27 protein-coding genes are annotated in these 24227 nt (G+C 38.8%); all 27 read right to left on the bottom strand.

All coding sequences use genetic code 11. The features are described 5' to 3' along the window. Positions 1 to 777, bottom strand: a complete 777-nt coding sequence (fliR, locus tag ACFX4R_RS17965; protein WP_025750309.1) for a flagellar biosynthetic protein FliR — start codon at positions 775 to 777, stop codon at positions 1 to 3. 2 nt (positions 778 to 779) lie between these two features. Further along, entirely contained in the window at positions 780 to 1049 is a 270-nt protein-coding gene (gene fliQ, locus ACFX4R_RS17960; RefSeq protein ID WP_016765390.1) for a flagellar biosynthesis protein FliQ, read from the bottom strand. Positions 1050 to 1059: 10 nt separating this feature from the next. Beyond that, the gene (gene fliP / locus ACFX4R_RS17955; RefSeq protein ID WP_013084783.1) at positions 1060 to 1728 is read right to left on the bottom strand and encodes a flagellar type III secretion system pore protein FliP; all 669 of its coding nucleotides are present in this window, start codon (positions 1726 to 1728) and stop codon (positions 1060 to 1062) included. Continuing rightward, complete coding sequence (locus tag ACFX4R_RS17950; RefSeq protein ID WP_377570020.1) at positions 1721 to 2371, bottom strand: flagellar biosynthetic protein FliO; 651 nt, start codon at positions 2369 to 2371, stop codon at positions 1721 to 1723. The genes fliP and ACFX4R_RS17950 overlap by 8 nt, the downstream gene beginning before the upstream one ends. A gap of 63 nt (positions 2372 to 2434) precedes the next feature. After that, positions 2435 to 2797 (bottom strand): response regulator, encoded by a 363-nt coding sequence (locus ACFX4R_RS17945; RefSeq protein WP_028410821.1) that lies wholly within the window; start codon positions 2795 to 2797, stop codon positions 2435 to 2437. Between the two features lie 21 nt (positions 2798 to 2818). Continuing rightward, positions 2819 to 3949 carry a flagellar motor switch phosphatase FliY gene (gene fliY / locus ACFX4R_RS17940; RefSeq protein ID WP_377570018.1) on the bottom strand — a complete coding sequence of 377 codons (1131 nt, stop codon included), beginning with the start codon at positions 3947 to 3949 and terminating at the stop codon, positions 2819 to 2821. Continuing rightward, positions 3939 to 4940, bottom strand: a complete 1002-nt coding sequence (gene fliM, locus ACFX4R_RS17935; protein ID WP_377570016.1) for a flagellar motor switch protein FliM — start codon at positions 4938 to 4940, stop codon at positions 3939 to 3941. The genes fliY and fliM overlap by 11 nt, the downstream gene beginning before the upstream one ends. A 20-nt stretch (positions 4941 to 4960) precedes the next feature. Next, entirely contained in the window at positions 4961 to 5392 is a 432-nt protein-coding gene (gene fliL / locus ACFX4R_RS17930; protein WP_377570014.1) for a flagellar basal body-associated protein FliL, read from the bottom strand. 3 nt (positions 5393 to 5395) lie between these two features. Continuing rightward, positions 5396 to 5605, bottom strand: coding sequence for a flagellar FlbD family protein (locus ACFX4R_RS17925; protein WP_025750317.1), 210 nt, complete (start codon positions 5603 to 5605; stop codon positions 5396 to 5398). A gap of 35 nt (positions 5606 to 5640) precedes the next feature. Further along, entirely contained in the window at positions 5641 to 6456 is an 816-nt protein-coding gene (flgG, locus tag ACFX4R_RS17920; protein WP_377570012.1) for a flagellar basal body rod protein FlgG, read from the bottom strand. 25 nt (positions 6457 to 6481) lie between these two features. Next, the gene (flgD, locus tag ACFX4R_RS17915) at positions 6482 to 6910 is read right to left on the bottom strand and encodes a flagellar hook assembly protein FlgD (RefSeq protein WP_162214908.1); all 429 of its coding nucleotides are present in this window, start codon (positions 6908 to 6910) and stop codon (positions 6482 to 6484) included. A gap of 9 nt (positions 6911 to 6919) precedes the next feature. Further along, a complete protein-coding gene (locus ACFX4R_RS17910) occupies positions 6920 to 9427 on the bottom strand; it encodes a flagellar hook-length control protein FliK (protein ID WP_377570009.1) in 2508 nt (835 codons plus the stop codon). A 17-nt stretch (positions 9428 to 9444) separates the two neighbouring features. Continuing rightward, the gene (locus tag ACFX4R_RS17905) at positions 9445 to 10062 is read right to left on the bottom strand and encodes a magnesium transporter MgtE N-terminal domain-containing protein (protein ID WP_162214910.1); all 618 of its coding nucleotides are present in this window, start codon (positions 10060 to 10062) and stop codon (positions 9445 to 9447) included. Positions 10063 to 10071: 9 nt separating this feature from the next. Continuing rightward, positions 10072 to 10515 carry a flagellar export protein FliJ gene (gene fliJ / locus ACFX4R_RS17900; RefSeq protein ID WP_013058874.1) on the bottom strand — a complete coding sequence of 148 codons (444 nt, stop codon included), beginning with the start codon at positions 10513 to 10515 and terminating at the stop codon, positions 10072 to 10074. A 2-nt stretch (positions 10516 to 10517) separates the two neighbouring features. After that, positions 10518 to 11831, bottom strand: a complete 1314-nt coding sequence (gene fliI, locus ACFX4R_RS17895) for a flagellar protein export ATPase FliI (RefSeq protein ID WP_377570006.1) — start codon at positions 11829 to 11831, stop codon at positions 10518 to 10520. Further along, a complete protein-coding gene (gene fliH, locus ACFX4R_RS17890) occupies positions 11806 to 12594 on the bottom strand; it encodes a flagellar assembly protein FliH (protein WP_043976479.1) in 789 nt (262 codons plus the stop codon). Before fliH ends, fliI begins: the two co-directional genes overlap by 26 nt. Next, positions 12587 to 13606, bottom strand: coding sequence for a flagellar motor switch protein FliG (fliG, locus tag ACFX4R_RS17885; protein ID WP_025750326.1), 1020 nt, complete (start codon positions 13604 to 13606; stop codon positions 12587 to 12589). Before fliG ends, fliH begins: the two co-directional genes overlap by 8 nt. Before the next feature lie 11 nt (positions 13607 to 13617). Then, positions 13618 to 15210 (bottom strand): flagellar basal-body MS-ring/collar protein FliF, encoded by a 1593-nt coding sequence (gene fliF, locus ACFX4R_RS17880; protein WP_377570004.1) that lies wholly within the window; start codon positions 15208 to 15210, stop codon positions 13618 to 13620. Between the two features lie 49 nt (positions 15211 to 15259). Continuing rightward, positions 15260 to 15550, bottom strand: a complete 291-nt coding sequence (gene fliE, locus ACFX4R_RS17875) for a flagellar hook-basal body complex protein FliE (RefSeq protein ID WP_162214913.1) — start codon at positions 15548 to 15550, stop codon at positions 15260 to 15262. Positions 15551 to 15562: 12 nt separating this feature from the next. Further along, positions 15563 to 16012 carry a flagellar basal body rod protein FlgC gene (gene flgC / locus ACFX4R_RS17870; protein WP_280158678.1) on the bottom strand — a complete coding sequence of 150 codons (450 nt, stop codon included), beginning with the start codon at positions 16010 to 16012 and terminating at the stop codon, positions 15563 to 15565. A 2-nt stretch (positions 16013 to 16014) separates the two neighbouring features. Continuing rightward, positions 16015 to 16404: a flagellar basal body rod protein FlgB gene (flgB, locus tag ACFX4R_RS17865; RefSeq protein ID WP_043976473.1), complete on the bottom strand. Its 390-nt coding sequence runs from the start codon at positions 16402 to 16404 to the stop codon at positions 16015 to 16017. Between the two features lie 441 nt (positions 16405 to 16845). Further along, a complete protein-coding gene (codY, locus tag ACFX4R_RS17860) occupies positions 16846 to 17625 on the bottom strand; it encodes a GTP-sensing pleiotropic transcriptional regulator CodY (protein WP_013058882.1) in 780 nt (259 codons plus the stop codon). Positions 17626 to 17653: 28 nt separating this feature from the next. After that, the gene (gene hslU / locus ACFX4R_RS17855; RefSeq protein ID WP_013084801.1) at positions 17654 to 19054 is read right to left on the bottom strand and encodes an ATP-dependent protease ATPase subunit HslU; all 1401 of its coding nucleotides are present in this window, start codon (positions 19052 to 19054) and stop codon (positions 17654 to 17656) included. 16 nt (positions 19055 to 19070) lie between these two features. Beyond that, the gene (gene hslV / locus ACFX4R_RS17850; RefSeq protein ID WP_013058884.1) at positions 19071 to 19613 is read right to left on the bottom strand and encodes an ATP-dependent protease subunit HslV; all 543 of its coding nucleotides are present in this window, start codon (positions 19611 to 19613) and stop codon (positions 19071 to 19073) included. A gap of 14 nt (positions 19614 to 19627) precedes the next feature. Next, positions 19628 to 20530: a tyrosine recombinase XerC gene (gene xerC / locus ACFX4R_RS17845; RefSeq protein WP_014458427.1), complete on the bottom strand. Its 903-nt coding sequence runs from the start codon at positions 20528 to 20530 to the stop codon at positions 19628 to 19630. Positions 20531 to 20595: 65 nt separating this feature from the next. After that, the gene (gene trmFO, locus ACFX4R_RS17840; protein ID WP_028410805.1) at positions 20596 to 21900 is read right to left on the bottom strand and encodes an FADH(2)-oxidizing methylenetetrahydrofolate--tRNA-(uracil(54)-C(5))-methyltransferase TrmFO; all 1305 of its coding nucleotides are present in this window, start codon (positions 21898 to 21900) and stop codon (positions 20596 to 20598) included. A gap of 206 nt (positions 21901 to 22106) precedes the next feature. Next, positions 22107 to 24182, bottom strand: coding sequence for a type I DNA topoisomerase (gene topA, locus ACFX4R_RS17835; protein WP_028410804.1), 2076 nt, complete (start codon positions 24180 to 24182; stop codon positions 22107 to 22109). Positions 24183 to 24227 lie beyond the last annotated feature (45 nt).

Here is a 24227-nt window from a genome sequence, read left to right as displayed (position 1 = left end):
CTACACCCCTCCTAATATGCGGATCATCGCGCGCATCGCTTCTATCATTTGTTCAAATATGATTTGCATCATATAAAACATGCTCCCCATCACGACAATCAGCAAAATAAAGGCAACAATAATTTTTACCGGAAACCCCACTACGAAAATATTTAACTGCGGGACGGTTCTTGCGACAATTCCAAGCGCGATATCGACTAAAAATAATGAACCTACCAAAGGCAAAGACATTTGAACAGCTACTAAAAACATCGATGAAAAAACAGTTATGATGTGTGTAGCAAATGCTTGGCTTCCCACAGGGAAAGCTACTTTGTCTAACGGAATAATTAAATAACTATTATAGATGCCGTCTATTAATAAATGATGTCCATTGGTCGATAATAAAAATAGGAGAGCAAATACATATAAATATTGACCTAGTATCGGACTTTGCGCCCCTGTCTGCGGATCTATTACGTTGGCAATCGCAAACCCAACTTGAAAATCGATGAGACCTCCGGCAATTTGAATAGCCATAATAAATACATATGCAGTCAAACCAATAAACAACCCAACAGCACATTCTTTTACTACTAAAAGTACAAACTGTGCATCTAACGAAACGACGGGTAAATCAATTGTTGTCGCAATAATGACGGATAGCGAGGCAGACAAACCTACCTTATGAACTGCGGGAATCGTTTTGTATGAAAATAGCGGAACCGTAATAAAAAAAGATGTTACCCGCACTAGTACTAGTAAAAACGCGGGATAGGATAAGATCAACTGACTCATAGCTAGCCTACGTACCGATACAGATTTGAAAAAATTTCATATGTAAATGAAATCATTTTTGATAACATCCACGGACCAAAAAATACAATCCCTACTAAGACCGCTACAATCTTAGGAACAAAAGCAAGAGTTTGCTCTTGAATTTGGGTAGTTGCTTGAAAAATACTAATAATGAGCCCAACTACAAGGGCCAGCAGCAATAAAGGGCCAGATACAATTAAGATCGTATACACGCCTTTTTCTGCTAACGAAATGACAAATTCTCCATTCATTGTCTATCACCTATTGAAAACTTATTAATAATGATTTAACAACTAAATTCCAGCCGTCAACCAGTACAAATAGTAAAATTTTAAACGGGAGCGAAATCATAACGGGAGGAAGCATCATCATTCCCATAGACATCAGCACGCTTGCTATAATCATATCGATAATGAGAAAAGGAATAAAAATCATAAATCCAATTTGAAATGCTGTCTTTAGCTCACTGATTGCATAAGCCGGAACGAGCGCAGTTAAGGGAATATCTTGAACAGAGGATGGTTTATCTATATCCGCATATTCTAAAAAAAGAGCTAAATCTTTTTGTCTTGTATGAGCACTCATAAATTCTTTCATTGGTTCAGCTGCTTTTTCATAGGCTTGATTCAGCGTGATTTTTTCTTTTAAAAGCGGCTGCAGCGCCTGTTCATTTACCTGAGAAAAAGTTGGCGCCATAATAAAAAACGTTAAAAACAGCGATAAACCAACTAATATTTGATTAGGAGGCATTTGCTGTGTCCCGAGCGATGTACGTACAAATGACAGCACAATGACAATTCGTGTAAAGCAGGTCATCATAATTAAAATTCCAGGAGCTACCGAAAACACCGTCAGCAGCAACAAAAGCTGGACAGACGTGGAAATATTTGTAGGACTGCTCGAGTTAAAGAGATTCATCACTTCATTCATCGTTCTTTTTGTTCCTTTCTAACTCTTTCAGTACGTTTTGCCTTTTTATTTTCATTTCATTCATTTCATTCATTTCTCGCTGAAAAAGCTGCTGAAAAGAATGACTAGATTTCTCTTCTTTTTTAGAAGTCAATTTTTCTAAAAAAGACGGTAGTACGACTTTATATTCGCTCTCGTTTTTCTGTTGTTCCTCATACTGCGTGAGCAGCTGCTGTTTCTCTTGCCCTGTAATTTCTGAAAGAAGCTGCACATTTTCACCGACTCCGATGATAAAAAGCTGATTTCCAACTTTAACTACTTGTACAGATTTGCTGCTTCCAACATTTGTACCACCCAAGTTTTGTACTACTTTATTTTTTTGCAGCAGCCTCCCTTTTTTATTTACAAATTTTAAGAGCGCAAAAAGCAGCCCAATTACAAGTAAAAACGCGAATATCATCTTCACAATATCTCCAGCTGAAAGTGTAGGCGTCCCCTGGAGTTCAGTTTTTTCTTTTGAATCAGTACTCTCATTCTCTGAACACTTCTCCGTTTTTTCCAAACATTCTTTTACGGATGCAGATCCACTTTCTGCATAAACGATTTGATTTGATCCTGCTAATACGCTTATTAACAGCGCAGCAATTACGAACTTTCGCAGCAATGTCTGCCACCTCTTACTTCAACATAGTGTAAGATTAGCGGGAAAGCCCCGCCAATCTGTTGTTTATCCAATTGCTTTTGAAATTGCCTCTAATACTCGATCTGCTTGAAAAGGCTTAACGATAAAATCTTTTGCCCCTGCTTGAATCGCATCAATCACCATTGCCTGCTGGCCCATGGCTGAACACATGATCACCTTAGCATCGCTTTTTATGCTTTTAATTTCTTTTAAGGCCGTAATTCCATCCATTTCAGGCATCGTAATATCCATTGTGACAAGATCTGGTGCATGCTCTTTAAATAACTCCACAGCCTGCTGGCCGTCTGCCGCTTCCGCTACTACTTCATATCCATTTTTCGTTAAAATATCTTTGATCATCATGCGCATGAATGCAGCATCATCTACAATTAAAATTCGGTTTCCCATCTCTACTCCTCCTAAAAATCATTACTTTAGTTTGTTAATACGGTCTCTTTGACTAATAATATCGGTTACGCGAACGCCAAAATTCTCGTCAATGACGACCACTTCACCTTTTGCTATTAATTTGCTATTAATCAAGATATCTACTGGTTCGCCTGCTAGTTTATCAAGTTCAATGATTGCACCAGAAGATAATGCTAAAATCTCTTGAACCGTTCGCTTAGTCCTTCCAAGCTCCACGGTAACTTGAAGCGGGATATCAAGCAGCATGTCTAAATTTCGTGAATTCCCTTGAGGAGAAGACATGTGCTCGAGCTCTGAAAACGATGCGGGCTGAACATCAACTGGTACATGAACAGGTTCTGCCTGCTGTGTTTCTTCATGCTGTATGTATTCAGCTGCCGGCGGTTCTGTTTGCTTTTCGTTAAGATCTGATTCTTTTTCAATAGAAGCTGCCGTATCTTCTGCGCTTGGAACTAAGAGCTCTTCCACCAAGCTTTTGGCAAAAGATATCGATAAAAGCTGCATAATATTCGAATCGATTAATGTGCCTACCTTCAAATTAAAAGAGACCTTTACAAAGACGTCATCTTGGGGAATCAGCTCTGTGCCTTCCCCTTTTTGAATATTTAAAATATCCAAGCTCGGCGGAGAGATATCAATTTTCTTTTGAAATACCGTGGACATAGACGTCGCTGCTGAACCCATCATTTGATTCATCGCTTCCTGCACTGCACTCAGCTTAATTTCATCCATGATTTCCGTCGGATTCTCACCCGTTCCACCAAGCATCAAATCTGAAATAACAGCTGCATCTTCATGTTTAATAACTAACAAATTCGTACCAGAAAACCCTTCTGTATACTGAACTTGCACAGCGACATGAGGATTTGGAAATTCATTCGTCAGCTCTTCTTTATATACGAGCGATACAAACGGTGTGGTAATATCGACTTTTTGATTCAATAAAGCCGATAGCGCTGTTGCTGAACTGCCAAACGAAATATTTCCAATTTCGCCAAGCGCGTCTTTTTCCATTTCCGTAAAGTAATCGTCTACTTGACTTGACTTATTCGGCTCTGAAAACTCGTCAAGTGAAGAAGTTCCTTTTAACAACGCATCAATTTCATCTTGCGAAAGCATGTCATCGTTCATTCCTTTCGTTCCTCCTCTTAACATCATCTAGAATTTGCACAGCAACTTTCCGACTGACTTTTCCAGGCTGTGCAATAAATTTAGGTTGGTCTCCGACGTAAATAGTTAACGGATTATGAATGCTTGTTTGCAGTCGAATAACATCTCCTGCATCTAATGCTAGGAAATCTTCAATTGAAATATCCGCTTTTCCTAGCTCGGCTACAACCTGCAATTCCGCATCATTGATTTGTTCCTTTAGCTGCTCAACCTCTTGTACGTTAGGTTCTTTTTTCGAAGATTGCATCCAGTAATGAACGGACAGTTTGGACACAATCGGCTCAAGCGTAACGTGCGGAATACATAGATTGATCATGCCCGTTTCATCTCCAATTTGTACGTTTAATGAAATGACGATGACAATTTCATTTGGTGAAATTACCTGCAAAAACTGAGGATTCACTTCAAACTCTGATGTTTCAGGTTCAATTTCCGCAATAGAACTCCAAGCTTCTCTCATACTGTCTAACGTTTTCTCTAGCAAGTTTCGAATCAAGCTCATTTCAATTTCCGTTAAGTTACTAATTTTCCCACCGCTCTCGCCTTGTCCCCCGAGCAAGCGGTCAAGCATCGCATAGGCAATGTTCGGATTGACTTCCATAATGATATGCCCTTCTAAAGGAGGGACGGCTATCACATTTAAGATGGTTACTTTCGGAACAGAGCGAATGAACTCCTCATACGGAATTTGATCTACTGATACAACGGACACTTGTACAACGTTACGAAGCTGCGCCGAAAAGACATTGATGAGCATGCGCGCATAATTTTCATGAATTCGCGTCAAACTGCGAATCTGATCTTTTGAAAAACGCAGGGCGCGTTTAAAATCATATGTACGAATACGCTGTTTTTTATTTTCCTTTTTTAGCTCATCCGCATCCATCTCTCCGGTTGATAACGCGGATAATAGGGCATCAATTTCATTTTGTGATAATACATCCCCAGCCACTAGCTTCCCTCCCTTTATCTTTACTGCAACACTTTAGACGTTGTATAAATTTTAACAACATGTCCGTTTTCCATTAATTGATCAATTTGCTTTGCAATATCTGTTTCTAACGTGCTGAGTCCTTGCGTTCCTTCAAAATCTTGAGCACTCATATCTGAGAGCTTTTTGATAATAATGTCTCTTACTTGAAAATCTCTTTTTTGAAGCTCTGCCGCTGCTTTTTTACTATCCATTTGAATTTTAAAAGAGATGCTGATGTAGTTATTGCTTTTTAAATTTGTTTTAATATCCGTTACATCCACAGAAGCTTTAATCACATCGTCAATAGATGGACCTTTTTCAGTACCTGCCTGCTCTGTATACTTTAGCGTCACGATAACAGCAACGCTTCCTATTAAAGTAAGAGAAAGCATGATAATAATCATCTTACTAATTAGCTTATTTTTAAACACACTTTATTCCTCCGTCGTTTGCTGCAGCCCTAATACGTTAATTCGCTGATAATAGCTCGTCACTTTCTCATTCACTTCTTCAACTGAATCCTTTACCACCAGCTTTTTGTTATTCGTTAGCGTAATGGTCGTATCAGGAAATGCTTCAACCTGCTCGATGTAGAGTGCGTTTAACGTAAATGTTTTGCCGTTTAGCCTTGTTAAAGTGATCATAATTAACCGGAGTAATACCTACTCCTTCCTCCCGCCTATCGTTTTAGATTCACTAGCTCTTGCAGTATTTCATCGGATGTTGTAATAATTCTTGTGTTCGCTTGAAATCCGCGCTGTGCAACAATCATATCCGTGAATTCTTCCGATAAATCAACGTTGGACATTTCAAGAGCGCTTGAAATTAAAGTTCCTGTACCGCTGTTTCCAGGAGTAATGTTTGCAGGAGTTCCAACCAGCCCAGCATTTGGAGTATTAGCGAACAAATTTCCTCCTGCTTTTTGAAGCCCTTCATTATTAGCGAACTTTGCAAGCTTGATAGTCTGAGGATTCGGAAGCATAGTTCCGTTTAGACCAACAATATTAACAGTTCCATTTGCCCCAATGCTGTAGCTTTTAGCTGTAGTTGGATCAATTTTAATTCTTCCATTGTCATTATTACTAGTAGATTTTACAAACAACCCATCACCTGTCACTAGATAACCATCTTTATCTAAATAGAAGTTCCCCGCTCTTGTGTAATAGTCTGATATTCCATCATTTACAACAAAATAGCCGTCTCCAGAAATAGCTAAATCAAGTGGACGCCCCGTTGACTGAATGCTTCCTGCTGTTTGAACTGTATCAATTGTGCCAATTTGTGAACCTAACCCGACTTGTTTAGCGTTAACACCTCCACGGTTAGCTCCCGGTGCTGTTGCTCCTGCTACCTGCTGACTTACTAAATCTTGAAACGTTGTACGTCCTTTTTTATAGCCGTATGTATTAACGTTGGCAATGTTATTTCCTAGGACATCTAATTTAGTTTGAAAATTTTTCATGCCGCTGATTCCTGAGTACATCGAACGTAACATAAAATCACTCCTTAAATTTGGTTGGTTAACTGCTTACTTCTAAGATATCGTTTAGCGAAAGTACCGTATGATTTTCATCATTGATCCCAAACGATACCTCATTGTTTTTGACGGATGCTGTCGAAATGACTCCTTGCTTTTTATTTCCTTCCTCATCTAACCATGCAGCGGTTTTCCCAATTAATTCGCTTCCTTTTAAAATAGGAGAAGCCTGAGACTGCGTTACAAACGTATTGAGCGATGTGCTCATATTTGTCATTTGTTCAAGAGATGAAAACTGAGCCATTTGAGCAATAAAGTCTTTGTCTTGCATTGGATTCATTGGATCTTGATTTTGAAGCTGAGCAATCAAAAGCTTCAAAAAGTCATCTTTGCCAAGCGAGCTGTTTCCCGTTTGCTTCACTGGTGTGTCTCTATTGCTTAAATACAAGTCAGACGTAATTTCATTTGTCATTGTTATCACCTATACGTTGTAGTTAATGAGCGCTGCTTCAAAAGAAGATAGAAAGGAAGCCGATCCTTCCAATTGCTGTGAATCTTGATCTTCTTCTTCTTTTTTAAACGCTTCTTTTTCCTGTCTTTCTTTTTGCTGGTCGTTTTCATTGTTGTACGACACCGCTTGTTCCGACAGTAGCACATCGATTTTATCAATTGACACATGCTGAGACGCGAGACCGTGCCGCAAAGTTGAAAGGTTGGCGTCCAATAACTCTTTTGTTTTTGCTGACGATACGACAATTCGCGCAACCGTTTCACTGTCTTTTTGAAGCATTTCAATTGAAATCGCACCTAGCTGTTTTGGAAATAACTTAATGAAAAGCTTGGATGTTCCCTCTTCAGTACTGAACGAAGCTTTACTCCATATTTTTTCAAGCTCGTTTACCAAATTGCTAGACTGTTGATAGTCAGATTTTGCTTGCCCTAGATAAATAGAGAACTGCTGAAGCTTAGGCATTTCTCCACTTCCAAAGGATGATGGCTGATTCTCTACTGTCGCTCCGGTTGTGTTTGTATCTGCAGAACTTTCTGAAGATGTATGAACAGCGTCCACACCGACTTGATCAACGGATACATGCTGAGACGTGAGAGCTTGTCGTAATCTGAAAAGGCTGGCGTCTAACAGCTCTTTTGTTTTCGCTGACGATACAACTACTTGCGCAGTCGTTTTATGATCTTGTTGACGCACTTCAATTGAAATCGTACCTAGCTGCTCTGGCCATAACTTAATAGAAAGCTTAGATGCTCCCTCTTCAGCGCTGAGCGAAGCTTTACTCCATATTTTTTGCAGCTCGTTTACCAGATCATTAGACTGTTGATGATCTAATTTCACTTGCCTTAAATCAATAGAAAACTGCGGCACTTTTTCTTCTTTAGCAAAAGCGTTCATATCTTTTACAGAACTTTCTAGAGCTGCTTGAACAGCGACCACATCGACTTTATCAACCGATACATGCTGGGAAGTCAGAACTTGCCGTAAAGTCGCAAGATTGGCGTCTAACAGCTCTTTTGTTTTCGCCGACGATACAACCACTTGCGCAGTCGTTTCATTTTTTTGCTGAAGCACTTCAATTGAAATCGTACCTAGCTGTTTTGGAAATAACGTAATGAAAAGCTTGGATCTTCCCTTTTCAGCACTGAGCGAAGCTTTACTCCATATTTTTTGCAGCTTGTTTACCAGATCATTAGACTGTTGATGATCTAATTTCACTTGCCTTAAATCAATAGAAAACTGCGGCACTTTTTCTTCTTTAGCAAAAGCGTTCATATCTTTTACAGAACTTTCTAGAGCTGCTTGAACAGCGACCACATCGACTTTATCAACCGATACATGCTGGGAAGTCAGAACTTGCCGTAAAGTCGCAAGATTGGCGTCTAACAGCTCTTTTGTTTTCGCCGACGATACAACCACTTGCGTAATCGGTTCATTTTTTTGCTGAAGCACTTCAATTGAAATCGTCCCTAGCTGTTTTGGAAATAACGTAATGAAAAGCTTGGATCTTCCCTCTTCAGCACTGAGCGAAGCTTTACTCCATATTTTTTGCAGCTCATTTAACAGATTGTCAGACTGTTGATGATCAGATTTTACTTTCCCTAGATCAATAGAAAACTCTTGGATCTTGGGTACTTCTTTAGATCTGAAAGATGATGGATGATTTTCTAACGTCGCCCCGGCCGTGCTAGCAGTGAAAGAAATTTCACTATCTTTTTTTGAACTATCCCTATCCATACTTTCGTTACGTAAAACCACATCTTTTTTCCATGGAAGCTGATTCAAAAATGGCACTTTTTCCTCTTTATGAACAGCGTCCATATCTCTTACAGAACTTTTTGGGGCCGCATGAACAACGGCGAAGAAACCAGCTGAGCGCTTTTCATGTAAGGTATCGGTTAATACACGTGGTTGTTTATGAATTTTCTCTATTTTTTCAGCAGCAGCTTTCCGCAAACCCTCAAGCTGCGAATTCGAAAGGGTCACTGACTGCAGCTGCGGTTTTTGTAGTTCTTCCATGAGCTGAGCGAACTCCGTTTGAAACGCAGATGATGTATTTTTACAAATGGTCAACAAGGTAGAAATAGAAGACAAATATTGTTCTTGACTGTCTGTTTCAGATGAAACAGGTGCCAGCTGCATGTCTGTTAACACGTGCTGCAGCTTTAGAAGCGGCTGTTCCAAATCTAGACTACTTGGAATACTACTGATCATCTCAGCTAGATGTTCGTACAAGACAGACGGTTCATCTTCTTCATCTTCTGCTTCGCTTAACTGAATCGCCATTAATCCGACCGCCTTGAAGACGTCTCCATCTACCGCATGTTCATCGGATAATTTCTCCCCGCGCGTTAAAGGCTGCCCATCTAGTTGCTTAAGCTGCTGAACAACTTCTTCAAAAAAACCCTGAGTCTGAATAACAGCTGCTTTTTCATCGCAGTTTACCTTTGATGCAGCTGCTGGACGTAGTGAAATTTCCACTGTTTTCACCTCTGCTTTTATTCCTCAATCTGATCTGTTAACAATGTCGTATAGCGTGCAGCTACTTTCGGATCCATTTTTTCTAAGATTGCCGTTCTTGTACTCGCTTTGAACTGCTTAAGCATCGCGACCGCTTTGTCTTCTTTTAATTCGGCAAAGATGAGCGCTGCATTTTTAGGAGACATATTTTCATAAGTAGCAATGACATCTTTTTTTGCCAGCTGATTGTTCTTTTGTTTTTTCGCTTCATCATCGGCTTTTTCTTCCATATCGCGCATTTCAATTTTTAGTTCATCCATTTGACGATCTTTTGTAGCGATCGTTTTCTCATAAGCTGCGATTTGCTTTTCTTTCGTGCTCAGCTTCTTTTGAAGGCTCTCAACCTGCTTTTGTATTTCTTCATTGCTTTCTTGAATATTTTCATTTTTTTGCGACTGTTCACTTGATACAAACGGAATGGCGTGTGTAATACCTGAAACTTTATCATTTACATTAACGCCTAAAAGCGTCAGAACAATATAAGCCGCCAAGATGAGGAACACCGCTGGAATAAAGATTAAAAATAAAAACACTTGGCTTTTACTGTAAGACTTTTCTTCTTCGTACTCTTCTCTTAACTCTTTTTGATTAGCCATGTTTTCCACCTAATTCCTATGCAGCATATACTGCTGTAGCGACAGCTCATCCATTTGCTTCGCTTCTAACTGTTTTTCCGCGGTTATATAAGAATCGTAGTCTCTCTTTTTTAACTTTTCATACTTCTTTACTTCTATGTTCTTTTCTTCTAGCTTCAGTTTCTTTAAGTTCATTTGCTGTCTTGCAAACATGACCTCTTGTTGCAGCCTTTCAATCACTCGTTCGGCACTTGTTAAAAACTGCTGAAACGATGTAATTTCTAAAATAGAAAGCCCTTGCTTCATTTTGCCCGTATGCTGTTCAATCAGCGTTTCTTTTTCTTTTAGCTTTTTATAAAGCTTTTCACCCGCTGTTTCAAACTGCTGCAAGGATTGATTATATTGAGATAGCAGTTCATCCTTTTCATTTGACTTGATTGCCATTATTTTAGATAACCTAAATTCATATGCCATATTTACTCACCTTTCACAAACAGTTCACAGAGCTTTGTTACACTTGTTTCAAATGATGGATGTTCGTTCGTTTTTTGCTTTAAAAATGCATCAATGACAGGATGATAGTGGATGGCCTCATCAATGTAAGCAGAAGATCCTCTTTTATAGGCACCTATGTTAATTAAGTCTTCAGAATTAGCATAGGTAGCCATTAATGAACGCAGTTTTTCAGCTACTTCTTTGTGCCGTTCACTTACGATATGGTTCATCACGCGACTAACGCTTTTTAAGACATTGATGGCCGGATATTGACCTTTATTGGCCAGCTCCCGGTCTAGTACAATATGTCCGTCTATAATGCCTCGCACCGTATCCGAAATAGGTTCGTTCATATCATCACCGTCTACTAATACAGTGTAAAAAGCAGTAATAGATCCATGTTGATTAGTTCCTGTACGTTCAAGCAGCCTTGGCAAGCTAGCAAAAACAGATGGTGTATAACCTTTGGTAGTCGGAGGTTCACCTACGGCTAATCCAATTTCTCTTTGAGCCATTGCTACACGGGTAACAGAATCCATCATCATCATGACGCTCAGCCCCTCATCTCGAAAGTATTCAGCAATAGAAGTAGCTGTATATGCTGCTTTCATTCGAAGCAGAGCAGGCTGATCCGAGGTAGCAACTACTACAACGGAGCGCTTTAACCCTTCCTCTCCAAGATCTCGCTCAATAAACTCTCTAACTTCTCTTCCTCGCTCGCCTACAAGGGCAATGACATTGATATCTGCTTTTGTATTGCGTGCAATCATCCCGAGCAGCGTACTTTTCCCAACACCGCTTCCTGCAAAAATACCGATGCGCTGCCCTTGACCTACTGTTAGCAAACTATCAATCGTTCGTACCCCTACTTCAATTGGCTGTTCAATAGGCGGGCGCTCTAAGGGGTTAGGCGGGTCTTGGTCGGTTAAAACAAACGGCAGATATTGAGAAAGTTCAGACCCGTCTAAAGGGTTCCCTAGCGAATCAAGCACTTGACCTATTAACTCTTTTCCCACGCTTACCTGCAGAGGTTTTTCTGTCGTTTCCACTAGGCAGCCAGGTCCGATATATCGAACAGACGTATAAGGCATTAAAACGACGTGCTCACCGTTAAAACCAACAACTTCTGCACGAATTTTATCTCCTCGTTCACTAAGATGAATAAAGCAAACATCTCCTATTGACGTTCTAGGTCCTTTAGATTCAATCATCATTCCTACTACTCGGCTGACTTTCCCGTACCGTTTAAAAGAAGATATGCGCGGGATTTCATGAATGAGTTGTGCGACTTTCATGTTTACTCTCCTCTAACAAACGTTCTTTTAATTTTTTCTTCATTTCCGTTAACTGACTATCAAAAGAAGCAACAAGACGCCCATAAGAGGAGTCGATGACACAATCCATTTCCTGAAGATTTTCATCTGCATAAATAAATAGCCCGGTTTCTCCGTTCAACAAATCGAACAGTTCTCGTTTATGTTCACATACATATGCATATTTTTTCGGAGAAACAAAAAGCTGGATTTCTTTATGTTCTCTAACTTCTTTTAAAGACCTTGCAACAAGTGATAAAAATGATTCATCTCTTTGAAGCTGCTCATTTAAAATCGTTTCAGCTAGGGTGAAACCTAATTCAAAGATGATTTCTTCAGATTGATTTATATATTCGTAGTACTGATTCTTTGTTTCGTCAACAATGTTTCGCGACATGGCTAATACATGCTCATACTCTTGTTTTCCTTGAAGTAGCCCTTCTTCGTATCCTTCTTCATAGCCTCGCTTTTGTTCTTGTTGAAACAGCAGCACCTTCTCTTCTTCCCACTGCTTTTTCAAACGTTCAATTTCGTTTTGAACTTGTTTTCGGTAAGCGTCTGCCTCGGCCTTTATTATTTCAGCTTCACTGTGCGCTTGTTTAATAACATGCTGTGCATTTTCTTGCTGAAGATGCTCTTCTGTGGGCTCATCTTGTATCGGAAAACCAAACGGAATGACTTGAATGTGCTTCGCATTTTCGTCTGAAAGTTTGTTCGTATAAGTTGATTTAATGATATTAGACAATAATATCGTCTCCTCCACCTCGAGCTAGTACAATTTCACCAGCATCTTCTAAACGTCTAATTGCAGCAACGATACGTGACTGAGCTTCCTCTACATCTTTCAAACGCACAGGACCCATAAATTCCATTTCTTCTTTAAACGTTTCCACCATACGGCTAGACATATTTTTAAAAATAATAGATTTCACTTCTTCACTTGCTACTTTTAAGCTCAACAATAAATCATCATTTTCTACATCTCGTATCACACGCTGAATAGAACGGTTATCGAGCGTTACGATATCCTCAAATACAAACATTCGCTGTTTGATTTCTTCTGCTAATGCCGGATCTTGAATTTCAAGCGTATCAATAATAATTTTTTCAGTCGCTCGGTCTACTCCATTTAATACTTCAACTACTGCTTCTAAACCACCTGTTTGGGTATAGTCTTGGGTAACAGTAGCAGAAAGCTTTCTCTCTAAAATTTGCTCCACTTCATTAATGACTTCGGGAGACGTACTTCCCATCGTCGCAATCCGTCTTGCAATATCCGCTTGCCTTTCCTGAGGCAGTGATGATAAGATTTGTCCTGCCTGCGGCGGCTCTAAGTAAGATAAAATAAGGGCAATCGTCTGAGGATGCTCATGCTGAATGAAATTTAACAGCTGCATAGGATCAGCTTTTCTGGCAAAATCAAACGGACGAACTTGCAAAGAAGAAGTTAATCGATTGATAATCATCATAGCCTGCTCTGGTCCAAGTGCTTTTTCTAACACCTGTTTCGCATAGCTTACTCCTCCTTTTTCAAGGTAGTTTTGAGCAAGCGTTATTTGTTCAAACTCATGAAGCACAGCTTCTTTTAGAGACGGCTCTACTTTTCTCACTGAAGAAATTTCAAGCGTTAGTTGCTCAATTTCATCTTCACTGAGATGTTTATAGATAGAAGCTGATACATCCGGACCGAGAGAAATCAACAAAATTGCTGCTTTTTGCTTTCCAGTTAACTCATTTTTTTGCATAGCCTTTACCATTAGCTTTCCTCCTAATCCTCACTAATCCATGTTCGCAGCAGTTTTGCAAACTCTTCCGGGTCTTGCTTCGCTAACGTTTCAAGATTGCTTTTTGTTTGCTGTTCAGCACTTAAAACAGGAGCTTTTTGTGCCGCTTCATATGCTTCAAAAGTTTCCTCGTACTCTTCATCATATTCCTCTTCATCAAAGTCTTGACGTCTTTTCCTAACCAACAGCACAATAAGAACAACAATAATAAGCAGCAGTGCTCCTCCGGTTATATACATCCACAATGGAATCGAACTTGCTGTGTTGTCAGCTGTTTCTTGTCCATTAAACGGCTGAACGGAAACGGTAATCTTATCGCTGACCGCGTTATCCGAGAGGGCTTTCGTATTTGCGTCTTTTGAAATAGAAGTACGGACAATTGTACCTAACATTTTTTGAACGTCTGACCCAAGCGTATCGGAAACTTGTGATTTCCCTTTTGCATTGGACGGATCTATCATTACTTGAATGCCAAGATCTTGAATTTTGTATGGACTTTCGACGATTTCTTTATGAATTCTATTCACTTCATAATTAATTCGTTCTTCGTTTTTTTCGTAGTCTCCGTCTCCACTTGTTGTACTAGATGAGTAATTTGTTGTATCTTCTTCTCCTGTTCCAGCAACGCCTCCATCTTGAGCGTTTTTACCAGAAAATGTTTCATTAATTTTTTCAGCGCTAACGGCAATTCCTTGCATATTATCTTTATCAACAGGCTCTACTAGCTTTTCTTCGCGATTTTCCTGTGTAAAATCAAGATCTGCTGTAACAGAGACCATTACTTTGTCTTGACCGACCAGTCTTCCTAGCATTTGCTGTACTTGACGCTGAATATCTCGCTCAACTTCTTTTTTCGCTTCGTTCTGCGAAGCAAATGAGCTAGAAGCTGAATTCGTTTCGTTACCTTTTAAATCAAAGTACTCAAAATATTGGTTCATGATGACGATATTATCTGTAGGAAGGTTTGGCACACTTTTGGATACTAAATGATAAAGAGATTTAATTTGCTGATCATCAAATTTATAACCAGCCTTTGTATTAAGCACAATCGATGCTGATGCTTCTCCCTGCTTTTCATTCGCCCAGACGCTTTCATTGGGAAGGGTAATCATCACTTTTGCATCATTGACTCCTTGAATGTTTTTCATTAAGTTAGCCAATTCAGTTTGCATCGCATCGAGTTTTAACACATTAAATTCATTATCTGTCATACCAAAGCTCGCATTTTTCCCAAAAAACGAATAGTCGATACTTCCGCTATCAGGAATTCCCTGTGCAGCTAAATCAACTTTTAGCGAGTCAATGCTTTGTTCAGGTACCGAAATGGTTGTTCCGTTATCAGAGATTTCTGAAGGAACGCTTCTAGCATCAAGCTCTGCTTTGATTTGTCCTGTTTCTTGAGCCGATAGATTGCTATAAAGAGGGACAAATTTATCCTTGTTTAAAAAAACAGATGCTAAACTAATGACTAGAACAGCCGCAAGAGGAGCAGCGATAAGGGCTATTTTTTGTCCTTTTTTGCGGTTATTCCAAAAGACTTTCATCTTATCTCGATAAAGAGCTATTCTTTCATTCATGGTATTCCTCCGGTTATTACTATTTTCATTTTCTTTAATAACCGCTCAATTACATTTGCATTCTCATCATTTCCTGATAGGCTTCAACAGCTTTATTGCGTATTTCAAGAGCCGTTTGCATCGTAATACTTGCTTTTTGAGCAGTAATCATTACATCTTGGAGTTCGACGTTTTCTCCTTTAGCAAGCTTTTCAGTCGCTATATCCGAAGCGCGTTGAGTATTGTTTAACTCATTGATTGAGTCTTTTAAAAACGTTGAAAACTGTTGAGTTGTTTGTCCAGTGGTAGTAGAAGCTGCTGTTTTTGCTATGGCTATTTGATTGCTGATACCATTAATCATTTTATCGCTCCTTTATTTCCCAATTTCTAATACCTTTGTTAATATACTTTTGTTTGTATTAAAGACCGTCACGTTTGCTTCATAAGATCGAGTAGCACTAATTAAATCCGTCATTTCCTTTAAAGGATCTACGTTCGGCATCTGCACGTACCCTTGGTCATTCGCATCTGGATGCGTCGGGTTATATACTAAATTAAAAGGAGTATTATCTTCTACGATATCTGTGACTTTTACACCATTGTTTTGATTTTTATTGATTTCGGAGTGTAAGACGGACGAAAAAGAAGGCGAACGATCAGACTGCATGACAACCATTTTTCTTTTGTAAGGCTGCCACTCACCATTAACGTACGTCCCTCTTGTCGTTTCAGCATTCGCCATATTAGATGAAACAACGTCCATCCTTAAACGATTGGCAGTTAAAGCTGAAGATGTAATATTCATATTTTGAAAAATAGTCAAACTTATTTACCTCCTCTAATGACTGTTTGAAGAGAATTAAATTTTCCATTTAAACGATCTACTAGCGCCTCATAGTAAATTTGATTTTCAGCCATATCCGCCATCTCTTTATCCATATCCACATTGTTTCCATTTGCTTGATAGGAAGTGTTTCCTTGCTGGGTAATCACTCGCTGGGATGAACCGGAAAATGGGATATGTTTTGAATCAGTCTGATATGCTTCTAACTCGTTATGTAATAAATCTCGGAATTCACTCGTACGCGATACGGTTTTCGATTTATAATTTGGAGTATCAACATTTGCAATATTTTGTGCAATCGTCTGCTGCTTTTGTGACGCGTAGCTAATTCCATTTTCAATTGTTTGAAAAGTAGTTGAAAACAAACTCACTTCTTACACCTGCTTATCTATTCTATTTTTCTCAAAATGAGACAAATTTCGACTTTAGTACCATAGAACTTATTGTAAGAAAAACTTCATGCAATGTCTATCCTTTTTTAAGAACTTTTGGACTATAAACCAAAATTTTCATTCGTTTTCCAAGCATATTTTAACATCAATGCTATACTTTAGCTCTATTTTTTTAATTTAAAATCAAAATATATACCATAAGTCCTGAACAATATGTAATAAAAGTAACGATTTGTAATCAACTAGTATCTTTTTACTATTTAAAGATTCTATAATATAATTTTTAGATTTTTATATGAACTTTGTTAAAGATTTATAAAAATAGTGAACGAATCGTCTTAACCCACAGCGAATCTTTTTGTACTGAGAGCATACAAAAAAGCACACGGGCAAAGCCCGTGTGCTTTTTTGTTCATAAACTTAGTTAGATTTTAATTTTTCAAGCTCTACTAAGAATTTGTTGTTAAGAACTTTAATGTAAGTTCCTTTCATTCCTAAAGAACGTGATTCGATAACGCCAGCACTCTCTAATTTACGTAGCGCATTTACGATTACTGAACGTGTAATTCCAACGCGGTCAGCAATTTTACTTGCTACTAATAGTCCTTCATTTCCATTTAACTCTTCAAAGATGTGCTCAATAGCTTCTAACTCACTGTATGATAATGAGCTAATTGCCATTTGTACAACAGCTTTGCTACGTGCTTCTTCTTCAATTTCTTCTGCTTTTTCACGAAGAATTTCCATACCTACTACCGTTGCACCGTATTCAGCAAGGATTAAATCATCGTCTTCGAACTGACGGTCTAAACGAGATAATACAAGCGTACCTAGACGCTCTCCGCCTCCGATAATTGGAACGATTGTTGTTAGTCCTGCATCAAATAAGTCTTTATTTTCAACTGGGAAAGCTGTATATTGACTTTCAATGTTTAAGTTAGAAGATGTTTCTTGAATGTTAAATAAGCTTTGAGTATATTCTTCTGGGAACTGGCGTGCTTCTAACATATCTTTCATGCGCGCATTCTCAATTTGCTGTTTAACAGCGATTCCTAATAATTTACCGCGACGGCTTACTACGAATACGTTTGATTCGATCACTTCGCAAAGTGTTTCAGCCATTTCTTTAAAGTTTACTGGTTTACCAGCTGCTTTTTGTAGCATTGCATTAATCTTTCTAGTTTTCCCTAATAAATCCATTAGTACTCTTCCTCCTGCGATTTCAGTTCTATAAAATAAATTGACTCAAATCTTTGTTTTTAGCGATTTTTTCTAATTTTTCTTCCACGTACTGTGGAGTAATCACAATTTTCTCTAATGTTACTTCTGGTGCTTCAAACGATAAATCCTCTAGCAAACGTTCTAAAATCGTATGAAGCCTTCTTGCACCAATATTGTCTGTATCTTGATTTACCTGATATGCAATTTCTGCAATCTTACGTATAGCATCGTCAGAAAATTCAATTTGTATACCTTCAGTTTCCAATAAAGCCGCATATTGCTTTAATAACGCATTATCTGGCTCTACTAAAATGTTTATAAAATCTTCAACGGTTAGCTTCGTTAATTCAACGCGAATTGGGAATCGACCTTGCAATTCTGGAATTAAATCCGACGGTTTTGATACATGGAAAGCACCGGCTGCTACAAATAAAACATGATCAGTTTTGACTGCGCCATATTTTGTAACAATCGTTGACCCTTCTACAATTGGTAAAATATCTCGCTGTACGCCTTCACGTGAAACATCAGCGGAAGATGAATTACCACTTTTCTGAGCAATTTTATCAATTTCGTCAATGAAAATAATTCCGTATTGTTCTGCACGATTCACAGCTTCTTGCGTCACTTCATCCATATCAATCAATTTTTGCGCTTCTTCATTTGTTAATACTTTTCGTGCATCTTTAACAGTAAGTTTGCGCTTTTTTTGTTTTTTAGGCATAAAATTGCTTAAGGCATCCTGCATGTTCATGCCCATTTGTTCCATACCCGAACCTTGTAACATATCAAACATAGAAGGCTGTTGCTCTTCTACTTCAATTGTGACATAATGATTTTCAAGCTCTCCTAAAGCAAGCTGATGAGCAATCTGCTTGCGCTTCGTTGCAATATTCGTTTCCTCATCTTGATCAGGATCCGCATCGCTTGACTGTGTACCGTTTGAAAAAATCATTTCAAACGGATTTTTAAACGATTGCTGCTTCTTTTTACTTGGAACAAGAAGCTCTACTATCCGCTTGTTTGCATTTTCTTCTGCGCGATCACGCACGCCGTTCATTTTTTCTTCTTTCACAAGTCGAACTGACGTTTCCACTAAATCACGAACCATTGATTCTACATCGCGTCCTACATATCCAACTTCCGTAAATTTTGTTGCCTCAACCTTAATAAAAGGTGCACCGACAAGCTTAGCTAAGCGGCGTGCAATCTCGGTTTTACCCACACCTGTAGGACCAATCATTAAAATGTTTTTCGGCACAACTTCATCACGTAAAGATTCGTCTAACAGACCGCGTCGATAGCGATTTCGCAGCGCAACAGCGACCGCTTTCTTTGCCTTCGTTTGACCAATAATATACTGATCGAGCTTTTCTACAATTTGTCGAGGTGTTAAATGAGAATTCATAAAAAAATCCCCTTTCCTACAGTTCTTCTACAATAATATGATCATTTGTATAAACACATATCTCACTTGCTACATCTAAAGCTGCTTTTGCAATTTCTTTAGCTGTTAAATGTTCGCCTGCATGTTGTTTTAATGCACGTCCCGCTGATAAAGCATAATTTCCGCCTGATCCAATTGCTAAAATGCCGTCGTCCGGTTCAATAACTTCACCCGTTCCTGATACTAACAGTAAGTTATCTTTGTTCATAACAATAAGCATTGCTTCTAACTTTCGCAATACTTTGTCACTTCTCCATTGTTTAGCAAGCTCAACGGCTGCACGCTGAAGATTTCCGTTATACTCTTCAAGCTTCGTTTCAAATAATTCAAAAAGAGTGAATGCATCAGCTACTGAACCTGCAAAGCCGGCAAGAACTTGCCCTTGAAATAAACGTCTTACTTTTCGAGCAGTATGTTTCATAACAACAGCATTTCCGAACGTTACTTGTCCGTCCCCAGACATGGCACATTGACCGTTATGCTGAACCGCAAAAATCGTAGTAGCATGGAAAGTAGACAAATTAACTCCTCCTTTTATGCGCGAGGATGGTGATTCATATAAACTGCCTTTAAACGATCCTTCGTCACATGTGTGTATATTTGAGTGGTTGATAAATGTTCATGACCTAGCATTTCTTGAACTGTACGTAAATCTGCCCCTTCATTTAACATATGAGTCGCAAAAGTATGCCGCAAAACGTGTGGACTAATATGTATATTCTCAGCGGTCTTCTTTACTAACTGATCAATGACTAAGCGTATGCCTCGGTCTGTCAACGGTGTCCCCTTATAATTTAAAAAGAGCGAATGAGTATCAGAAGGAGCCTTTTTTAAAAGAAGCTTTCTTCCATTATCTATATATACTCTAAGAGCGTCCTTGGCATAACAGCCAAATGGCACGTACCGTTGTTTTTTCCCTTTGCCATATACGAGCAAAGTTTGAAGTGAAAAATCTATATCGCTAAGCTTAATAGATGCGCATTCACTCACTCGTATTCCGGTGGCATACAGCAATTCTAATAGAGACTGATTACGCTGCCCTAACGGAGTTGTTAAGTCATTCATTTGAAATAATTTCACAATCTCCTCTTCATACAGGAAGCGAGGATTTCGCTCCTCCTTTTTAGGAAGGGTAACGAGCGCAAATGGATTATCTTCTACTAATTCTTCTCTATTTAAGTAACGATAAAACGTTCTCAAACAAGAAATTTTGCGTGACATCGATCTTTTTGAATACTGCTTTTCATATAGGCGTGTTAAAAACAGCCTTGCATCAGCATATGTAACACTTTGTAGGTTTTGTATTTGCTCTTCCTGCATAAAAGACATGAAGATACCTATGTCTTTTTCATAGCAGTCAACTGTATATTTTGAATAGTTTTTCTCAATTTGTAAATATTCTAGAAAGGAATTTAATACATCTTTAACAAATTCCAATGTTATCACCTCACAAGGGCTACTAAATATTATCACAATTAAGTAGCCCTTGCAAACAATTTTGATTATTTTGTTGTAAAATTCTGAATAGTTTCCAATGCTCGTTTAGCAAGCGTTTCATTTCGTTCTTGTTTGTTTTTGATTCGCACTTCCAATTCTTTGAATAAGCCAAAGTTGGCATTCATCGGCTGGAAATTTTTTGCGTTTGTATGTGTGATATAGTGAGCCATACTGCCAATCGCCGTTTCCTGCGGCAATACAACCAATTCTTCACCAAGCACAAGTCGAGCTGCGTTCATTCCTGCCATTAATCCGCTCGCAGCTGATTCTACATATCCTTCTACTCCCGTCATTTGTCCAGCAAAGAATAAATCATCACGCTCACGATATTGATACGTAGGCTTTAACAATTTAGGAGAATTAATAAACGTATTTCTATGCATAACTCCGTAGCGTACTACTTCTGCATTTTCTAAACCTGGGATTAAGCTTAATACTTCTTTTTGTGCTCCCCATTTTAAGTGTGTTTGGAAACCTACGATATTATATAGTGTACCTGCTGCATCATCTTGACGAAGCTGAACAACTGCATAAGGTCGCTTTCCTGTTTTCGGATCTTCTAACCCAACTGGTTTCATGGGTCCAAAGAGCATTGTTTTTTCTCCGCGTGAGGCCATTACTTCAATTGGCATACATCCTTCAAAATAAATTTCTTTCTCAAATTCTTTTAAAGGAACCGTCTCTGCATTGATTAATGCTTCATGAAAACGCTGGAATTCTTCTTTTGTCATCGGACAGTTTAAATAGGCAGCTTCCCCTTTGTCATAGCGAGATTTAAGATATACTTTATCCATATCAATGCTGTCTTTTTCAATAATAGGTGCAGCCGCATCGTAAAAATATAAATAATCTTCACTTGTTAACGCGCGCAGCTGTTCTGATAAATCTTTTGACGTTAACGGACCTGTTGCAATAACAGTTGGCCCTTGTGGAATTTCCGTAATCTCTTCATTAACAACCGTTACGTTCGGATGGTTTTTAACACTTTCCGTCACACGAGCGGCAAATTCGTGACGATCAACAGCCAGTGCTCCACCTGCTGGAACCGCACACTCGTCTGCTGAACGAATAATTACAGAGTCTAATAATCGCATTTCTTCTTTTAAAACACCCACTGCATTTGTTAATGTATTTGCACGCAGTGAATTACTACATACTAATTCAGCAAATTTGTCCGTATGATGAGCAGGTGTTTGCTTCACTGGTCTCATCTCATAAAGACGGACTTTCAAACCGCGCTTTGCGATTTGCCAAGCCGCTTCACTTCCAGCAAGACCTGCTCCGATAACATTAATTACTTGTTCATTCATTGTAAATCCTCCAACTTCATTTCTATCTTTTCTATCATTTTCCTTATTCATTCACTTGTCTGTTCCTTTTTTAACGGGACAAAGAAAATGCGACATTACTCAATGTCGCTAATAACGTTTCCATTTTAGCACATGAAGCAATGTCGCCGCATCTTATATAACTGCTATTTTTAAATTTAAAGTGTGGGAATTCATCCCATTCTCTTTTACTGCTGAGCTTCCTCTTTATAATCACAACTTGTACAGACGACTTGAGTTCCTTTTTTCTGTTTCTTCTCCACAAGCAGGTTTTCACATTTCGGACATTTTCTTGCAATCGGCTTATCCCAAGATACGAAGTCACAGCCCGGGAATCGATCACAGCCATAAAATGTACGCTTTTTCTTCGATTTTCGCTCAACGATATTTCCTTCTTCACATTTCGGGCACTTCACGCCAATCTCTTTTACAATTGGCTTTGTGTTGCGGCAGTCAGGGAAATTAGAGCATGCCATAAATTTTCCGTAGCGTCCCATTTTGTATACCATAGGTGAACCGCATTCTCCGCAATCTTCTCCGGCAGGTTCATCTTTAATCTCCACTTCGCGCATTTCTTTTTCAGCATGTTCTAAGCGTTTTTCAAAATCACTGTAAAATTCGTCAATAACACGCACCCATTGAACATTACCATCTTCCACTTCATCCAAATCGTTTTCCATTTTAGCTGTAAACTCTACATCTAAAATTTCCGGGAAAAACTCCAATACAAGCTCTAGTACAATTTCTCCAAGTTCTGTTGGAACAAAACGCTTGTTATCGAGCGCTACGTACCCGCGCTTTTGAATCGTGTCAAGTGTTGGAGCATATGTAGACGGTCGGCCAATGCCTAGCTCTTCTAATGTCTTGACTAAACGAGCTTCAGTATATCTTGGCGGCGGCTGTGTGAAGTGCTGCTTTTCATCGATGTCTTTAGAATAAGCTACTTCTCCTTCTTCTAAGTCTGGAAGAAGATTTTCTTTTTCCTCCACTTGATCATCATTGCCTTCAACATACACTTTCATAAAGCCTGGAAATTTAACTTTGGAGCCGTTTGCTCTAAATGTTACGTCTCCATTTTTCAAATCTACAGCCATTGTATCCATAATTGCAGGTGCCATTTGACTAGCAACGAAGCGCTCCCATACTAGCTTATACAGTCGATACTGATCACGCGATAAGAACTCTTTTACCTCTCCTGGTTTACGAAGAGCTGAAGTTGGACGAATCGCTTCGTGGGCATCTTGCGCGTTCGAATTTTTCTTTTCTTTACGCTTTTCCGTTGCCACAAACTGATTTCCGTATGCGTTCGTAATGTAATCTCTAGCTTCCGTTTGAGCTGTTTCTGAAATACGAGTAGAATCGGTACGCATATACGTGATAAGACCTACTGTGCCTTCTTTTCCTAAATCAATTCCTTCATATAATTGCTGCGCAATCATCATTGTTTTTTTCGCTCGGAAGTTCAGTTTCCGCGCTGCCTCTTGCTGTAATGAAGACGTGGTAAAAGAAGGAGCCGCATTACGCTTTCGCTCACGTTTTGTTACTTTAGAAATTGAAAATTCATTTCCATCTAATTGTTTAACAATGTTGGTTACATCATTTTCATTCGATAGCTCTACTTTTTTTCCTTGATATTCGATCAACTGGCCTTCAAATTGGTCGTTCCCTTTTTGAAAAGTTGCTTTTACCGTCCAGTATTCTTCTGGGATAAACTTTGCAATTTCTTTTTCACGATCAATAATTAACCGCACTGCAATTGATTGAACCCTTCCGGCACTTAATCCTTTTTTCACTTTTTTCCACAGCAATGGACTGATGTTGTAGCCAACCAGCCTGTCAAGAATACGGCGTGCTTGTTGAGCATCTACTAAATCCATATTAATTGCTCGTGGATGTTTAAAAGATTCTTTAATCGCTTCTTTTGTAATCTCATTAAATACTACGCGGCAGTCCGATGCAATGTCTACATCCAAACTGTGCGCCAAGTGCCATGCAATCGCTTCTCCTTCACGGTCTGGATCGGCTGCTAGGTAAATCTTCTTTGCTTTTTTAGCCGCTGTTTTTAGTTCTTTTAAAACCGGGCCTTTCCCGCGAATTGTAATATATTTCGGATTGTAATCCTGTTCAATATCAATTCCCATTTGACTTTTAGGTAAATCGCGAACATGTCCCATCGATGCTTTTACTTTATATTTCTTTCCTAAATAACGTTCAATTGTTTTAGCCTTTGCAGGCGATTCTACAATTACTAGGTAGTCAGACATCTATTTGTTCCTCCTCAAGAGGTAGAATAAAATCTTCATTATTAT

The sequence above is a fragment of the Priestia sp. YIM B13490 genome, from assembly GCF_042787735.1.
Classification (GTDB): domain Bacteria; phylum Bacillota; class Bacilli; order Bacillales; family Bacillaceae_H; genus Priestia; species Priestia megaterium.
This window is presented reverse-complemented; position numbering and strand designations above follow the sequence as displayed.

Excerpts from the sequence above, each read along its gene's own strand:
- fliE (WP_162214913.1), bottom strand. The coding sequence starts at position 15,550 with ATGATTAATGGTATCAGCAATCAAATAGCCATAGCAAAAACAGCAGCT.
- trmFO (WP_028410805.1), bottom strand. The coding sequence starts at position 21,900 with ATGAATGAACAAGTAATTAATGTTATCGGAGCAGGTCTTGCTGGAAGT.
- hslU (WP_013084801.1), bottom strand. The coding sequence starts at position 19,054 with ATGAATTCTCATTTAACACCTCGACAAATTGTAGAAAAGCTCGATCAG.
- fliF (WP_377570004.1), bottom strand. The coding sequence starts at position 15,210 with ATGAATGAAAGAATAGCTCTTTATCGAGATAAGATGAAAGTCTTTTGG.
- fliR (WP_025750309.1), bottom strand. The coding sequence starts at position 777 with ATGAGTCAGTTGATCTTATCCTATCCCGCGTTTTTACTAGTACTAGTG.
- fliI (WP_377570006.1), bottom strand. The coding sequence starts at position 11,831 with ATGAAAGTCGCACAACTCATTCATGAAATCCCGCGCATATCTTCTTTT.
- flgG (WP_377570012.1), bottom strand. The coding sequence starts at position 6,456 with ATGTTACGTTCGATGTACTCAGGAATCAGCGGCATGAAAAATTTTCAA.
- fliJ (WP_013058874.1), bottom strand. The coding sequence starts at position 10,515 with ATGGCATATGAATTTAGGTTATCTAAAATAATGGCAATCAAGTCAAAT.
- fliP (WP_013084783.1), bottom strand. The coding sequence starts at position 1,728 with ATGAATGAAGTGATGAATCTCTTTAACTCGAGCAGTCCTACAAATATT.
- codY (WP_013058882.1), bottom strand. The coding sequence starts at position 17,625 with ATGGATTTATTAGGGAAAACTAGAAAGATTAATGCAATGCTACAAAAA.
- topA (WP_028410804.1), bottom strand. The coding sequence starts at position 24,182 with ATGTCTGACTACCTAGTAATTGTAGAATCGCCTGCAAAGGCTAAAACA.
- fliY (WP_377570018.1), bottom strand. The coding sequence starts at position 3,949 with ATGAACGATGACATGCTTTCGCAAGATGAAATTGATGCGTTGTTAAAA.
- fliQ (WP_016765390.1), bottom strand. The coding sequence starts at position 1,049 with ATGAATGGAGAATTTGTCATTTCGTTAGCAGAAAAAGGCGTGTATACG.
- fliG (WP_025750326.1), bottom strand. The coding sequence starts at position 13,606 with ATGGTAAAGGCTATGCAAAAAAATGAGTTAACTGGAAAGCAAAAAGCA.
- ACFX4R_RS17925 (WP_025750317.1), bottom strand. The coding sequence starts at position 5,605 with ATGATCACTTTAACAAGGCTAAACGGCAAAACATTTACGTTAAACGCA.
- flgD (WP_162214908.1), bottom strand. The coding sequence starts at position 6,910 with ATGACAAATGAAATTACGTCTGACTTGTATTTAAGCAATAGAGACACA.
- ACFX4R_RS17905 (WP_162214910.1), bottom strand. The coding sequence starts at position 10,062 with ATGGCTAATCAAAAAGAGTTAAGAGAAGAGTACGAAGAAGAAAAGTCT.
- ACFX4R_RS17945 (WP_028410821.1), bottom strand. The coding sequence starts at position 2,797 with ATGGGAAACCGAATTTTAATTGTAGATGATGCTGCATTCATGCGCATG.